Annotated in this window: 17 protein-coding genes and 2 pseudogenes; 8 read left to right on the top strand and 11 right to left on the bottom strand. The window is 67.1% G+C overall.

Features of this window, described 5'->3' with window-relative positions:
• Positions 1-31: 31 nt before the first annotated feature.
• Genes ispF through carD form a run of 3 tightly spaced genes read right to left on the bottom strand, consistent with a single transcriptional unit; the run spans position 32 to position 1,712 of the window.
• On the bottom strand, positions 32-502 hold the full coding sequence (gene ispF / locus B0T44_RS00645; RefSeq protein ID WP_077118495.1) for a 2-C-methyl-D-erythritol 2,4-cyclodiphosphate synthase: 471 nt from the start codon (positions 500-502) through the stop codon (positions 32-34).
• Positions 499-1,221: a 2-C-methyl-D-erythritol 4-phosphate cytidylyltransferase gene (gene ispD / locus B0T44_RS00640; protein ID WP_077118497.1), complete on the bottom strand. Its 723-nt coding sequence runs from the start codon at positions 1,219-1,221 to the stop codon at positions 499-501. Before ispD ends, ispF begins: the two co-directional genes overlap by 4 nt.
• Before the next feature lie 2 nt (positions 1,222-1,223).
• Positions 1,224-1,712 carry an RNA polymerase-binding transcription factor CarD gene (gene carD / locus B0T44_RS00635; protein WP_011206964.1) on the bottom strand — a complete coding sequence of 163 codons (489 nt, stop codon included), beginning with the start codon at positions 1,710-1,712 and terminating at the stop codon, positions 1,224-1,226.
• 362 nt (positions 1,713-2,074) lie between these two features.
• Between carD and B0T44_RS00630 the strand changes: the two genes are divergently transcribed.
• Entirely contained in the window at positions 2,075-2,761 is a 687-nt protein-coding gene (locus tag B0T44_RS00630) for a copper chaperone PCu(A)C domain-containing protein (RefSeq protein ID WP_245839227.1), read from the top strand.
• Between the two features lie 552 nt (positions 2,762-3,313).
• Here the strand turns inward: B0T44_RS00630 and radA are convergent.
• From radA to B0T44_RS00615, 3 genes are all read right to left on the bottom strand, one after another.
• On the bottom strand, positions 3,314-4,687 hold the full coding sequence (gene radA / locus B0T44_RS00625; protein WP_077118576.1) for a DNA repair protein RadA: 1,374 nt from the start codon (positions 4,685-4,687) through the stop codon (positions 3,314-3,316).
• Positions 4,688-4,761: 74 nt separating this feature from the next.
• Complete coding sequence (locus tag B0T44_RS00620) at positions 4,762-5,436, bottom strand: hypothetical protein (RefSeq protein WP_077118499.1); 675 nt, start codon at positions 5,434-5,436, stop codon at positions 4,762-4,764.
• A 454-nt stretch (positions 5,437-5,890) separates the two neighbouring features.
• Entirely contained in the window at positions 5,891-6,514 is a 624-nt protein-coding gene (locus B0T44_RS00615; RefSeq protein ID WP_077118581.1) for a carbonic anhydrase, read from the bottom strand.
• Positions 6,515-6,630: 116 nt separating this feature from the next.
• On the opposite strand from B0T44_RS00615, the gene B0T44_RS00610 reads away from it, so the two are divergent.
• Positions 6,631-7,551 (top strand): HhH-GPD family protein, encoded by a 921-nt coding sequence (locus tag B0T44_RS00610; RefSeq protein WP_438269003.1) that lies wholly within the window; start codon positions 6,631-6,633, stop codon positions 7,549-7,551.
• A 168-nt stretch (positions 7,552-7,719) separates the two neighbouring features.
• Here the strand turns inward: B0T44_RS00610 and B0T44_RS00605 are convergent, their stop codons facing one another.
• Entirely contained in the window at positions 7,720-8,487 is a 768-nt protein-coding gene (locus tag B0T44_RS00605; RefSeq protein WP_077118584.1) for an alpha/beta fold hydrolase, read from the bottom strand.
• 62 nt (positions 8,488-8,549) lie between these two features.
• Between B0T44_RS00605 and mhuD the strand changes: the two genes are divergently transcribed.
• On the top strand, positions 8,550-8,864 hold the full coding sequence (gene mhuD / locus B0T44_RS00600) for a mycobilin-forming heme oxygenase MhuD (protein WP_077118587.1): 315 nt from the start codon (positions 8,550-8,552) through the stop codon (positions 8,862-8,864).
• Between the two features lie 100 nt (positions 8,865-8,964).
• Here mhuD and B0T44_RS00595 read toward each other — a convergent pair whose 3' ends face one another.
• From B0T44_RS00595 to B0T44_RS26245, 4 genes are all read right to left on the bottom strand, one after another.
• Positions 8,965-9,408: an OsmC family peroxiredoxin gene (locus tag B0T44_RS00595; protein WP_077118590.1), complete on the bottom strand. Its 444-nt coding sequence runs from the start codon at positions 9,406-9,408 to the stop codon at positions 8,965-8,967.
• A gap of 57 nt (positions 9,409-9,465) precedes the next feature.
• Entirely contained in the window at positions 9,466-9,921 is a 456-nt protein-coding gene (locus B0T44_RS00590) for an SRPBCC family protein (RefSeq protein WP_077118593.1), read from the bottom strand.
• 176 nt (positions 9,922-10,097) lie between these two features.
• On the bottom strand, positions 10,098-10,640 hold the full coding sequence (locus B0T44_RS00585; RefSeq protein ID WP_077118595.1) for a nucleoside deaminase: 543 nt from the start codon (positions 10,638-10,640) through the stop codon (positions 10,098-10,100).
• The gene (locus tag B0T44_RS26245; protein WP_254854213.1) at positions 10,637-10,933 is read right to left on the bottom strand and encodes an ankyrin repeat domain-containing protein; all 297 of its coding nucleotides are present in this window, start codon (positions 10,931-10,933) and stop codon (positions 10,637-10,639) included. The genes B0T44_RS00585 and B0T44_RS26245 overlap by 4 nt, the downstream gene beginning before the upstream one ends.
• Between B0T44_RS26245 and B0T44_RS27775 the strand changes: the two are divergent.
• From B0T44_RS27775 to B0T44_RS00565, 5 genes and pseudogenes are all read left to right on the top strand, one after another.
• Positions 10,815-11,165 (top strand): annotated as a pseudogene (locus B0T44_RS27775) (carbonic anhydrase); the annotation flags it as partial. The gene B0T44_RS26245 and the pseudogene B0T44_RS27775 sit on opposite strands and share 119 nt — an antisense overlap.
• 238 nt (positions 11,166-11,403) lie before the next feature.
• A pseudogene (locus B0T44_RS00575) lies at positions 11,404-11,774 on the top strand (deaminase); the annotation flags it as partial.
• Positions 11,771-12,169 (top strand): DUF4822 domain-containing protein, encoded by a 399-nt coding sequence (locus tag B0T44_RS00570; RefSeq protein WP_217697521.1) that lies wholly within the window; start codon positions 11,771-11,773, stop codon positions 12,167-12,169. The pseudogene B0T44_RS00575 and the gene B0T44_RS00570, both read left to right, overlap by 4 nt.
• A gap of 2 nt (positions 12,170-12,171) precedes the next feature.
• The gene (locus tag B0T44_RS28430; protein WP_217697526.1) at positions 12,172-12,288 is read left to right on the top strand and encodes a DUF4822 domain-containing protein; all 117 of its coding nucleotides are present in this window, start codon (positions 12,172-12,174) and stop codon (positions 12,286-12,288) included.
• Positions 12,289-12,497: 209 nt separating this feature from the next.
• Positions 12,498-14,210: a sensor histidine kinase gene (locus B0T44_RS00565; protein WP_245839383.1), complete on the top strand. Its 1,713-nt coding sequence runs from the start codon at positions 12,498-12,500 to the stop codon at positions 14,208-14,210.
• The last annotated feature ends 64 nt before the right edge of the window (positions 14,211-14,274 follow it).

The raw sequence follows: 14,274 nt of genomic DNA, 5'->3' as shown, positions 1-14,274 counted from the left end.
ACCGATACGGCACTGACAGGTGATTCAGCTGTCAGCGACAGTGCAGCAACGCGGTCGCCACGGCGGCGACACCCTCACCGCGACCGGTCAGACCGAGCCCGTCACTGGTAGTGCCCGATACCGATACCGGCGCCCCCAGCAGTTCCCCGAGTACCTGCTGAGCTTCGGCCCGTCGCGGGCCGATCCGCGGGCGATTGCCGATCACCTGAACGGCCGCGTTCACTACATCGTATCCGGCGTCATCGAGCAGCCGCCGAACCTCGGTCAGCATGGCCGCCCCGGAAACACCGGCCCACTCCGGCCGCCCGGTACCGAAAACCGACCCGACATCGCCCAGCCCGGCCGCCGAGAGCAGCGCATCACACAGCGCATGCGCGGCGACGTCGCCGTCGGAGTGGCCCGCGCAGCCGTCGTCGCCGTCGAACAGCAAGCCCGCCATCCAGCAGGGGCGACCGGGTTCGATCGGGTGCACGTCGGTGCCGATACCGGTTCGAAGGTTCATCGAGTTCCCACCGCCGGCGTTTCGGTATGCGCGAGCACGGCATCGGCCAGGCGCAGATCCAGCGGATTGGTGATCTTGAAGGCGAGCGGGTCGCCGAGGATGGTGCGCACCGCGACACCGAGCCGTTCGACCAGGCCCGCGTCATCGGTGGCAGGAACATCAGAGGCGTAGGCGGCACGCAGCAGATCGGCAGCGAAACCCTGCGGAGTCTGGATAGCGCGTAACGCGGCGCGGTCCGGGGTGCCGGTGACAACCCCGTCGGGATTCACGGTCTTCACGGTGTCCACCACCGGCAGCGCGGGCACCACGGCCGGATACCCGGCATGAAGTTCCGCACTCACCCGGGCGATCAAATCGGGCGGGGCCAACGCGCGGGCGGCATCGTGCACCAGGAAGTAACCCGCATCAGGCGCTGCGGCAATGCCCGCACGCACCGAATCAGTGCGTTCGGCGCCGCCGACCACCACCCGCACCGAGCAGGAGAGCGGCAGCAGGGCCCCTGCACTCTCCACCAACTCGGCGGGAACCATGACAATTATCTCGTCGACCGCACCGGAATCGATCAGACCATCGACAGCGAGTCTGACCATAGGCGTGCCGCCGACCGCGACGAACGCCTTGGGCTTGTCTTCACCCAAGCGCACGCCACGACCGGCGGCAGGCACCAATGCGACGACCGGACCACCGGCACTACGGCCGGGGCCGTCCGTTTCGGACATGGTCAGGAAGCCGCGGCGAGGACCTCGTCGAGCAACGTCTCGGCCTTGCCGTCGTCGGTGCCCTCGGCGAGCGCCAACTCACCGACCAAGATCTGCCTGGCCTTGGCCAGCATCCGCTTCTCACCTGCGGACAACCCGCGGTCCTGCTCTCGGCGCCACAGATCGCGTACGACCTCGGCCACCTTGTTCACATCGCCGGAGGCGAGCTTCTCCAGGTTGGCCTTGTACCTGCGGGACCAGTTGGTCGGCTCTTCCGTATGCGGTGCCCGTAGCACCTGGAAGACCCGGTCGAGACCCTCCTGGCCGACGACGTCACGGACGCCGACGTACTCCGCATTCTCCGCGGGAACCCGAACAGTAAGGTCACCCTGTGCGACCTTCAGGACCAGATACTCTTTCTGCTCACCCTTGATGGTGCGAGTCTCGATTGCTTCGATCAGCGCCGCTCCATGGTGGGGGTAAACGACGGTGTCTCCGACCTTAAAAATCATGTGTCCCGTGCCCCTTTCGATGTTCACAGTTTAACATGCGAGTCGGTAACGGCGCGATCAACTGTGCAGGTCAGGGCCACAACGAGCAGACCATGGGGCTTGACAGATGCGGATCGATGTGCATTACGTTGTCCCCGAACGAGTTATCTACCGGCCGATTCCGGCAGTACACGGCGGGCAAGACCAGCACCCGCCCCGATCGGCGCGTCCTAGACCGAATCGTTACCCGTCCCCGCGCGTCGCGCCGCGTTGTGTTCGCCGCCACGAATCCGGCGCACAATACCGACCGGCGCGCCCGGCCCCCGGAACGAACTACTACAGTCCCTAGTGGAGTGAGCCCGCTCGGACATGGAGGACAACTCGTGACTGCCCTGAATGCTGCGACTGCCGCGAACCCGGCCAGACCGACACTGCGGCTCAGCCCACGTCGGACAACAGCGGTTGCCGCGCTCGCCGCCGGTGCGGCACTCATCCTGACCGGCTGCAGCGCCGGCCAGATCACCCAAACCTCCCACCAAGCCGCCGCCATCAACGGCAACAACGCCGACATCGGCCGGATCTCGCTGCGCAACGTGCACATCATCTACCCGGCGACCGACACCCACACCAACAGTGAAGGCGGCAAGGCGGTGCTCGCCCTGTCCATCGTCAACACCGGCGAAACCGTCACCGACGAGCTCACCAGCATCACCACCGACCTCGGCTCGGTCCGCATCACCCCCGCCGAAGGCTCCAAGATCGAACTCTCCCCCCAGGAGACCGTGGTAGCCGCCGACAGCGCCACCGAAGCTGCCGGCCAGAAGTCCCAGAAGAGCACCAACGGAACCAACCAGTCCGCAGGCGCCCGCACCGAAGATCCCGCAGCCGACTCCGCGCTCATCGAAATCACCGGGCTCACCAAAGACATCACCCCCGGCTTGACCTACACCGTGTCGTTCAACTTCAAGGAAAACGGCACCATCCAAATGCAGGTCCCAGTCGACGCAGGCACCGAAGCCGAACGTCAAGTAACCGAGCTGTCCAAGAGCACCGAAGGCAGCGCGCACTGAAACATGGCCGCGACTCCGGTGCGGCAGGTTTGCTGCTCCCTTGGGCTCGCGTTTCAGCCCTCGCGCTTGCGCCTTCGGCGCAAGCGCGAGGGTCGGACGTCCGTCCGCCCCGGCGCTCCGAGCTGCGAGGCTGAGACGCGAGCCGGTCCGCAAACCGGACAGGCTGAGTGAGAGCGGAAAGAGGCAGGATGCGGGCTCTGGTCCTTCTCCGAGAGGCTTCAGCTAGCGCTCCATTAGCAGGGTGCTACGAGGGCTGGGCACCGCTATAACAGCGATTTGCTCGAGATTGTCGAGCTGGGCTTGCGGCTCGAGCTTGCCGAAGTCGCCATCGGTGCGCTCGACCACAGGAAATCGGGGGCGGCCACGCCCATGAGGACTACCCGGCCGTGACAGCGGAGACTTCATGCGAGACATGAGGCCTACAAGGAAGGCGCGAACCCGGCTGTCCAATATCTGCCTGGACTTCGAGTGGGGAGCCGGGCCGCAGCCAAGCGGGGCCGAGTGAACAGGGAAGGGCGGCGGCGCTGGGTTGGTGCCGGGGTGGGTTCCGGGTCAGCGGGATCTCGAGAGGCCGGCCAGGCGGATGGCGGCTCGGAGGCTGGGGGCCTCGTGGAGTTCGAGCGGGATGGATTTGGCTTCGGTGCCCGGAGGGACGATCGCTGTGGTGAAGCCGAGGCGTTCGGCTTCGGCCAGGCGGCGGGATGCCGAGGTGATACGGCGGACTTCGCCGGCCAGGCCTACCTCGCCGAGGATCACCCAGCCCGCGGGTAGTGCGGTGTCGCGGGCGGCGCTGGCTATGGCCAGGGCGACCGCCAGGTCGGCGGCGGGTTCGGTCAGGCGCATACCGCCTACGGTGGCGGCGTACACGTCCTGTTTGCCGACGTAGAGGCCGCACCGGCTCTGCAGGACGGCCAGGATCATCGCGACACGGTTGTAGTCCAGCCCGCTCACCGCCCGCCGCGGGGCCGGGACCTGGGTGTCGACCGTGAGGCCCTGGACCTCGCCGACCAGCGGGCGTTTACCGTCCATCGCGACCGTGACAGCGGTCCCTGGCACTGCATCGGTGCGATGGTGCAGGAACAGGCCCGAGGGGTCGGTGACACAGGCGATGCCGTCGTCGTGCAACTCGAAACAACCCACCTCATCGGCGCTGCCGAAACGGTTCTTGATGCCGCGCACCATCCGTAACGTCGAATTCTTGTCACCCTCGAACTGCAAGACCACATCGACCAGATGCTCCAGCGTCCGCGGGCCTGCGACCGCGCCGTCCTTGGTGACGTGACCGACCAGCAGCACAGCGATACCGCTCGCCTTCGCCAGCGACGTCAACGCCGCGGTGACCGCACGCACCTGCGTCACTCCGCCGATCACGCCATCGGTATCCGCGGCCAACATGGTCTGCACCGAATCGACCACGAGCAGCGACGGACGCACCTGCTCCACATGTCCGAGCACCACCGACAGATCCGATTCCGCCGCCAGATACACCCGGTCGTGCACAGCACCCGTCCGGTCCGCCCGCAATCGGACCTGCCCCGCCGATTCCTCCGCCGTCACATACAGCGACCGCTCGTCACGCTGCTCAGCCCAGCGGTGCGCGACCTCGAGCAATAGTGTGGACTTGCCCACGCCGGGCTCCCCGGACAGCAAAACCACCGAACCGGCCACGATCCCGCCGCCGAGCACACGATCCAACTCCGCAACACCTGTCGGGCGCGCGGTAGTGCGCTGCGAATCCACCCGGGAGATGGGTGCCGCGGCCGTACTCGGAAGCATCGCGCGCCTGCCTGCGGGGGCAGCCGCCGCCTGAGCTACTTCCTCGACCGTCCCCCAGGCTGCGCAGTCGGGACATTTGCCGACCCACTTGGTGACCTCATGGGAGCACGCGGTGCAGCGGAAGACCGGCTTGTTCTTTGTCGCAGCCACACCGCGCACCTTAGCGAGGCAGGGTGACACGGATACGCCCCATCAGCGTGGGTCCGGTGGTACCGGGCGCACCGTCACGCGATATTGAACGGCTCCGGCGCACTCCGTATCGACCCCAATTGCGCAACAACGCTGTAGGCCCCCGACGGAACCTGTACCCGTTCACCCGCACAGTCCGGCTGCGAGGTAGCCCCGGACCAGGTCACGGTGAACGCGGCCTGCTCGCCCCGCTCCAGCGTTCGCACATCGGGTTCGCCCTCGGGGTAACAGTCGGTGCTGGACCACAGCTGACGTTGCCCGTCCAGCGTGTGCACCGACACTCGCTGCAACCCGGAACCCATGTCGCGCGTACACGGTTCGGCGGAGATGTTGGTGATGACGATCCCGAACACCGGCTGCTGCCCGAGCTGGTAGGTGGGGTGTTCCACCGTGACCTTCACGGCGAGCGACTGGTCGGAGCACTGCCCTGCACCCACGGGCGCGCCGGAGGGTTCCGAAACGTCCGAGGCTTCCGACGACGACACCGCCGCGCCGGAGCTCGACCGGGAGGTGGTCGCCCCCGCAGGTTTGTTCGTTTCAGCGGACGTGCTCACCGCCGCGCTCGCGGTTTCGCCCGGCGATCCTCCGCCGCGGGTCACTGCGATGGCCAGCCAGATCACCAGCGCGAGCGCGACAATGAGCGCGCCGATGGCAAAAACGCGTCGCCGCCAGTAGATCTCCGGCGGCAGCGGTCCAGTCGGTTCCAGCACGTCTCAACGGTAAGCGCAGCGCCCGGCACCACCGCTCAGGGGCTCGGCGTGTCGGCGCGCCACCGCTCCGACTCGAACCCGCCCGTAGGCCGTGGACATGCGAAAACAGACGGCAGCAATCTCGCGTTCGCGGCCCGGCTCGCGTTTCAGCCTCCGTAACGCACATACCGAAAGCACCAGCAGTTCCTGAACCACCTCAGGCCGACCCACCTCCCCAGCCCCGTCCGGTTTGCAGCCCCAGCACGCGTTTCAACCTCCGCAGCGCACGCGCCGAAGGCACCAGCAGTCCCCTGCCCCGACCGACCCGCTTACCCAGCCCCGTCCGGTTTGCGGCCCGGCTCGCGTTTCAGCCCTCGCAGCGCACGCGCCGAAGGCGCAAGTCGCGAGGGCTGAAACGCGAGCCACCAGGGGGCCGCAAACCCGCCGCACCGAAGGCGCGGCCAATAAACACAGCTCAAGCTTCTTCGCCGATGTTGCCGATGACGTGGTGTAGTTTTGCTTTGCCTTCGGCCAGTTTGTAGGTGACGCAGGCGATGGCGCAGGTGCCGGCGTCGACTCGCTCGGAGATGATCGTGGACCGTTCTTTCAGTAGTCGGGCGGTTTCGACTACGTGTTTGGCTTCGAGTTCGTCGACGCTGTTCTTGCCTTCGCGGCGGCCGATCAGCACCGAGGGGGTGACTCGTTCGACGATGTCGCGGATGAATCCGCCGGGTACTTCTCCGCCGTCGAGTGCGTCGAGGGTGGCTTTGACCGCTCCGCAGCTATCGTGGCCGAAGATCACGATCAGCGGTACGTCCAGTACTGCCACTCCGTATTCGATGGAGCCGAGGACGGAGGCGTCGATGACGTGTCCGGCGGTGCGGACCACGAACATATCGCCGAGTCCCTGGTCGAAGATGATCTCGGCTGCCACCCGGGAGTCGCCGCAGCCGAACAGGACCGCAGTCGGGTTTTGTCCGCCGACGAGTTTGGCGCGGTGGGCGGCGCCCTGACTAGGATGCAGCAGGGTGCCGTTGACGAAGCGGTCGTTTCCCTCGCGGAGGGACTTCCAAGCACTGACCGGGTTTGAATTAGGCATACGCTCATTTTGCACCCGCGAGCTGTCGCTTTTGACGTCGGCGCCGTTGCGGCGCGGCGGACACCGCCCATCGATCGCGGCATCGGTTCGGTGAGAACGGCGGATGGAGTGTTTCGGTGACAGGTGCCGAAGGCGGTATCGGAGGCGGCGCGATCGACGCCGACGCGCTGCTGGATTGGTATCGGGAAACCGCCCGCGACCTGCCGTGGCGGCGTGCGGGGGTGAGCGCTTGGCAGATCTTGATGAGCGAGATCATGCTGCAGCAGACGCCGGTGGCGCGGGTGGAGCCGGTGTGGCGGGAGTGGGTGGCGCGCTGGCCGGTTCCGTCGGCGATGGCGGCGTCCTCGCAGGGTGAGGTGTTGCGGGCGTGGGGCAAGCTCGGGTATCCGCGGCGCGCGTTGCGGTTGCATGAATGCGCGAAGGTGTTGGCCGCCGAGTACGGCGACGAGGTGCCCGACGATGTGCAGGTGCTGCTCGGGCTGCCGGGGATCGGCGCCTATACGGCGCGGGCGGTGGCTTGTTTCGCCTATGGGCAGCGGGTTCCGGTGGTGGATACCAATGTGCGGCGTGTTGTTGCCCGCGCGGTGCACGGCAAGGCGGAGGCGGGTAACCCGTCCAGCCGCGATCTGCCCGAAACCGAGGCGCTGCTGCCGCTGCGGGTGGACCGGGCGGCGATGTTTTCCGCCGCGTTGATGGAGTTGGGTGCGATGGTGTGCCGGGCGCGTACTCCGGGTTGCGGCGAGTGCCCGCTGCCGCGTTGCGCGTGGGTGAGTGCGGGCAGACCAGAGTCGACGGTGGTGCGGCGCACCCAGAAGTATGAAGGCACCGATCGGCAGGCCCGCGGCAGGCTGATGGACGTGCTGCGTGGTGCGTCGGGTCCGGTGGAGCGGGTGCGGCTGGATATGGCTTGGACTCGCGATCCGGGTCAGCGGGATCGGGCGCTGGACTCGCTGCTGGTGGACGGGCTGATCGAGCAGACCGAGGATGGTTTGTTCGCGCTGGCCGGTGAGGGCGGGGGGAGCGGCGCGAATACCTGAGCTTGCAGTTCGGTAAGCCGGTGGGTGAGAAGCCGTCGCCGTGCGGGCCGGGTCAGTACGGGCAGGCAGCCGTTTCTATCGGTCCGGGAGGTTCGCAGTCTCGCAGTGTGGCTTCGTTTCCCCAGAGCAGCCAGCCGAGGCGAGACCGCGGTTGGAACAGACCGAGATCTATGTGTGTGCCTCGAAAGGGGGCTCGGCGAGCACTCTGCGCAGGAATCGTTCGACTTCTTCCCGGTAGCGGTCGGGCTGGTCGTCGTGGACGAGATGACCGGCGTCGGGGATCAGCACATGTTCGGCGTAGGGGTTTTCCTCGCCCATGCGCCGCATCTGCCCGGGCGGGGTGATGGTGTGTTCGCCTTCGATCAGCAGGGTCGGTACGTGTACCGCCCGCCACTGCGTCCAGAAATCGCGCACCCCCCATTCTTCGGAGATATCGCGGAAGGTTGCCACGGAGCCGTGTAGGCGGTAGCCGTCGGGACCGAGGTCGAAGGCGTTGAGGAAGTACCGGCCCGCGACGGGACCGAAGTAGCCGAGGACGGCGTCGGCGTCGGGAAACGGCTGCGGCCAGGATTCGATCATCGCCGCCCATTCTGCGGCAGTGCGACCGGTGAAATCGGCGGCCATATCTTCGACCACCAGCGCGCGGACCCGTTCCGGGTGCTGTGCGGTGAAAACCCAGGCGTGCAGCCCACCCATCGAATGCCCGATCACGGTCATGGGCGCGCCGATATCGGCGGTGGCGGCGGCGATGTCGGCGACGAATGCTTCGGTGGTCGGTTCGGTGGGAGCGGGGCGCCCGTGCCCGGCGGCGTCGAAGGTGTAGACCCGCCCGTACTCGCGCAGCCAGTCCAGTTGGTCCTGCCAGGTCCGCGCGCTGCCCATCAGCCCGTGCAGCAGCAGGATCGGGGTACCGGTTCCGCCTTCGTCGTGCAGCATCGTGCTGATTCTGCCGCAGCCGCGGCCACACAGGGGCGCGAGGTTTCCCTATTGTCGGGGATATGGCTGTTGTGAAGATCAATGCGATCGAGGTTCCCGAGGGCGCGGGACCCGAACTAGAGAAGCGGTTCGCCCACCGTGCGCACGCGGTCGAGAACTCCCCCGGGTTCCTCGGCTTCCAACTGCTGCGGCCAGTGGCGGGCGAAAACCGGTACTTCGTCGTCACCCAGTGGGATTCGGAGGAGTCGTTCGCGGCGTGGCGCGACGGTCCCGCCCGCCAGGCGCATGCGGGTGAACAGAAGAAACCGGTCGCCACCGGTGCTTCGCTACTGGAATTCGAGGTGGTGCTCGACGTAGCGGGCAAACCCACCTCCTGAGCGGTAACGACCGCCCGCGGCAGGCGAGTGGCTCGCTCGTTCCGGCGCACAACCGGAACGAGCGAGCCACTCACTGTTACTCGCCGGATCCGGAGGACGTTCAGGACTCCAGGGCGGCGTCGAGGGTGATGTTCTGCACGCCCGACAGCGCCTTGCTGACCGGGCAGCCGGATTTCGCGGCGGCAGCCGCGGCGGCGAAACCGTCGGAGTCGAGACCGGTGACGCGGCCGCGGACAGTGAGGGCGACCGTGCTGATGCGGAAACCGCCCGCCGGATCGGCGCCGAGGGTGACTTCGGCGGTGACGTCGAGGCTCTGCGGGGTGCCGCCCGCATTGCCGATCTCCGCCGACAGCGCCATCGCGTAACAAGAGGAGTGCGCGGCGGCGATCAGCTCTTCCGGGCTGGTGGTGCCGTCGGCGTTGTCAGCCGAACGCTTCGGGAACGACACCTCGTACTTGCCGACCCCCGAGCTGGTCAACTCGACTTGGCCGGTGCCGTCCTGGAGGCCGCCGGTCCATGCGGTACGTGCGGTGCGTGTGGGCATCTGGAGTCCTTTCGCGGATGGTTCGTTGGCGTTCGAGGTCGAAACTACTCGCCCGGTTCAGCCGGCCGCAGCGGTTCGCTTGTCCAACTGCTCCAGTACCGCAGGCCAGGCCGCGCGGTGCCGGTCGCGAGCGGCTTCGTTGGGAAAGCCACTGTGCCGCAGGCGAAGCCGGATACCTCGCGGTTGACGTACGAACTCCACCCTGACCACTGTTTCCGCGCCTTCGGTGCCTTCGGCGCCGGTCACCCAGGTCAGCTCCACCGATCGGTTCGGCTCCAGCCGGAGGAAACGGCCGTAATGGGGATGGCGCATGCCCTCGTGCACGACTTCGAAGTAGAACGGTTCGTTGACCTCGGGACGCATCCGCACCGATTCGGGATCGGCGAACCAAATGTCGAAACCCTGGGTCCACGCCAGATATAACAGTGACGGCGATGCGGTCATGACGCGCTCGACCGTGAGCTCATACGGCCGTGCTGACAGGTCCGGTAAACGCACTTGCTGGTCGACCATCACTGGACCATACCTGTGTTCGGAGCCACGCTGCCGCTCGTACGCAACCTACCGGCGAGATCATATTCCGATCCGGATCGGTCGGTCCGGTTCAGAATGGCGGGCAGGCGATCAGATCAGGCCCCGCCGACAGCGGAACAGCCAGGCAGCGCCGCGAGCCACGGCGCGAACGTCGCTCACGGTCCCTCCTGCGACTTACCGGATACCCGCGCCCAATCGGTATCACGAGTCACGGCGCGATTATCGCCTCCTGGGAAGTTCTCGGCGAAGCGGTGGAACGGAGCGAGCGCCTCCTCGCCCAGGTGCGGGCCCGAGACATCGAGGTCGACATCGGCGGCGCCGACCACATCGGCACAGCGCAGGGTGAACCGTGGTCCCCCGTCGATGATTTCGCTGAAATCTGGTTCGGCCGCGGCGAAGACGATCCGGCCGATCCCGGCCCACACCATCGCCGCGCTGCACATCGGGCACGGTTCGCCGCTGGCGTAGACCGTGGCCCCGATCAGATCGACGGCGCGGCCCGCCTCGGTGGCGGCGGTGACGGCGGTGAGTTCGGCGTGGGCGGTGGCCATACCGGTTTCGGCGACCTCGTTGCGGCCGGTGGCGATCACGACACCGTCGGTGGTTGTGATCACCGCGCCGAACGGGCGGTTTCCACGCTCTCCGGCCGCTTCGGCGAGGGCAATCGCCTGGCGCAGCAGATCCATATCGCGGCTCATCGCCGACCTCCGTTCGGGTGGTTGCGCAGGATCGTGACGATATCGGTCTGACCACGCCGCTGGGCGTTGTCGAGTGCGATCCGGCCCGCGCCGTCGCGAATCGACGGATCGGCACCGGCGTTGAGCAGTGCGGTGACAACCTGACGATAACGCGGCGAACCGTCCCTGTAGACGATGGCCTCGTGCAGGGCCGTCCACCTCGGGGGTGGCAAAGCAATCGTCTGCCCGTTCGACAAGACCGCGAACGTCGTCAACCCGAGGTCGATGCCCACCTCGGAACCGGTGTCAGCCATTTCCGCGACACGGTGTTTCCAGTCAAGGCGGAGCTGTTCGCCCATCTCACCACCACGCACACGCCGCGCACCTGTTCATCGGCTCTCCGATGCCCGCGTCGTACCCGAGCTGATCACCAGCAGCGAACCCGGCGAATTGTTCGTCATCCGCACCGCGGGCGATCTCGTGCCCGCCTACGGGCCGGGTGCAGACGGCGTGGCCGCCAGCATCGAATACGCCGTCGTGGTGCTGGGGGTGGACCGCATCGTGGTGTGCGGGCATCCGGGCTGCGGGGCGATGACCGCCCTCGCCGCAGCCCTGGTCCGCGCGAAGGTGGTTTCACAACAAATAAACCTGGCCACACATCCAGCGGTGGCCCGGGCGCTGGCAGCAGGCACGGTGACCGTCGAAGGCTGGGTATTCGTCATCGGCACCGGCGCGATCAGGTGGTCGACGCCTCCGGTCCCGACCGGCCCGTCGCCGCCTGACCCAGATCCTCGCGATCCACGCGGCCTGTACCGCGCTCGGCACCGAACATCTCACCGGGACCACCATCTACATCCTGGCCCTGCCGTGCCCGATGTGCCTCGGCGCGCTGTACTACTGCTCCCCCGACGAGGTGGTCTTCCTGACCACCCGCGAGGCCTACGCCCCGCACTGTGTCGACGACCGAAAGTACTTCGAGCTCAACACTTTCTACGAAGAATTCGCCAACCGTGGGACCAGCGCCGCCTGCCGATGCGTCATTTGTCCCGCGACGACGCCGTCGACGTCTACCGCCGCTGGCAGGAACGCAACCACGGTGAGCGCCGCGTCGCAGGCGCCCCGACCACCGACAGCAAGAAAGGTGGGTCCCGATGAAAAAAGTTGCGCACGCAATCATGGCTCTTGCCGCGGTCGGCTTACTCGGCGCTTGCGGAAATGACGACCACAGCTCGAGCTCGAACACGACTCCCAGCCCGCCCACCGCGACATCCCCAGCGGTCGCCCAGGGTTCACCGTCGGCGGTTCTGTCCACTATGCCCTGGGAGACGACATCCGCGATGGACTCTCAGGGCGCATCGATGCCGTTGACCGGCCCCGAGGTCAGCAATTACGTCGGCTTCGCCTACTTCAAGCCGGATGGCACGTTCACCATGTTCAACCTGGACGATTCCCCCAAGATGCACGATGATCGGTCGGTCACGCCGGACGGTGCGACCCGGAACACCGTGGCGAAAACGATGCGGGAGTCGAACAGTTCCGTCGCGACGTAGACATCGATACGCTGACCGACCAGGAATTCATCTACCGCATCTATCCCGATCCCGCCGACAAGGCCGTGTTTTTCGGCATCGTTCACACACCGACACCGCATCGATTGCCAGCCGACTAGGCTCTGTCCGATACGGGAGCGACGCCGCGCCGAAGCGGCCCGTCTACCGTCGCGCTCCGCGTTATGCGTGCAGTCGTATCGCCGAACGCACATACTCGTGCCAACGCATGCGAAACCGGCCCGGTCGCGCCTGCACCGTGCAGCGCACCGGGAGGAAATACGTGTGCAGACCGATGGTGCGCGATATATGGGCGAATAGGGTGATGCGGGTGCGGGAGTTCGGTATAACGGGCCGCGGCCTGGTCGGATGGGACTGGGCAGTGGCGCTTGTCGTCGCCCTGGTACAGGTCGCCGGTGGGCGGGCAGCGAATCTGGAGCAGACCGACGTTCGCTCCCTGGACACCGTCGGTTACGCCCTGCTTGTGGCCGGGCCGTTGCTGCTGGTGCTGCGCCGCTATCAGCCGCTCGCGGTGCTCGGCGGCAGCATCGGGATATGCGCGGCCTACCTGTACCTGGGCTACGGTTACGGGCCGATCTTCCTTTCGCTGGTCATCGCGTTCCTGACCGCGGCGATCACCGGATCGAGATGGCTGACCTATCCGCTGGTCCCGGTCGGTTACCTGCTGCTGGTGTGGCCACTCCCCCCGCTGCTCGGCAAACCTACCGAGGTCTGGCAGGTGTTCGGACTATTGGCCTGGCTGACGGTACTCGTCGCCGCCGCCGAGGGAATCAGACAGCGCCGAACAGTACTGGCCGAACGCGCACAACGCACCGAGGCCGCGCGCCGGGACGAGCTCGCACAACAGCAACGCAGGGCCATGCAGGAGAGGCTGGCGACCGCGCGGGAACTGCACGATGGGCTGGCGCATCGCCTTTCGCTGATCACTGCGCAGGCATCGATGGCGCTGGAACTGTTCGACAACAAACCGGAACAGGCCGCCACCGCGCTGGGGACGATCAAGGACACCAGCAAGGAAGCGCTCGGCGAGGTACATACCCTGCTGCACACCATTCGTTCCGGCGGCACCGGTGACGAATCGGAAGACGCCGCTGCACCCGGTACGGCCGTACCCACCGGCAAGGCCGGTCGCAAGCGGGCGCGGCGGGGCATCCGAGCACGCCGAGGGCGGAACGCGTTTGATGCCGTTGGCCTTCGCACCGATGACGGGGCAACGCTCAGCCGTCTGCCCCAGGCCGCGGACGGCGCCGACGCCCACAACCGGGCCGGCACGGCCGATACCGCCGGCGAGCCTTCCATGGCGGCTTCCGACGAGCCTGCAGCCCATGGCGAGCGCGCCGCCGCGCCCCGGAATCCCGCCCCGAGCCTCGCCGACCTGGACGAACTGCTGCACCGAACCCGCGAGACCGGGCTGACCGTGCACACCAGGGTGCTCGGCAACACCGAACCGCTGCCCAGCGTCATCGATGTAGCTGCGGCGCGGATCATCCAGGAATCGCTCACCAACGTCATCCAGCACGCGCCCGGCGCGGATGCAACGGTCACCGTCCGCTACACCCCCGAGTCGGTGGATTTCACCATCGACAACAGCCGCCCCACCACCACTGCCGCGCGGAGCGGCACCCACCTCGGCAACGGCATCCTCGGAATGCGGGAACGCGCCCACGCCCTCGGTGGGGCACTCACCGCCGGACCACGCCCGAGCGGCGGCTTCCGAGTGGCCGCGCGCCTGCCCAACAAACCACCCGCCGCGCCAGTGGCAGATCAGGAAGAGCAGGCAGACCCTGGCCGGACAGCCACCGCGCCCGACCAGGGAAGCGTCCGGGCGCAGCACACGGGCAGCGCACCGACCGGCCGCGACAAGACAGCGACACCGGACAACTCCCGCTCCGCATCTGCACCGCGCGGCAGTACGCGAGGGCCGGGCGCAACCGATACCGGCAACGCCGTTGATTCCGATACCGATGGACGGACCGGCGGCTCTCCTGGCGGCAACACGCGGAGCGGGGCTGCGCTGCGGTAACCATTCGTGTTTCGTCGCCTACGCATCGGGGCTGGTGCGGCCGGGCTGGCAGTGAACGGGTGAG

Source organism: Nocardia donostiensis (assembly GCF_002081715.1).
Taxonomy (GTDB): Bacteria; Actinomycetota; Actinomycetes; order Mycobacteriales; family Mycobacteriaceae; genus Nocardia; species Nocardia donostiensis.
This window is presented reverse-complemented; position numbering and strand designations above follow the sequence as displayed.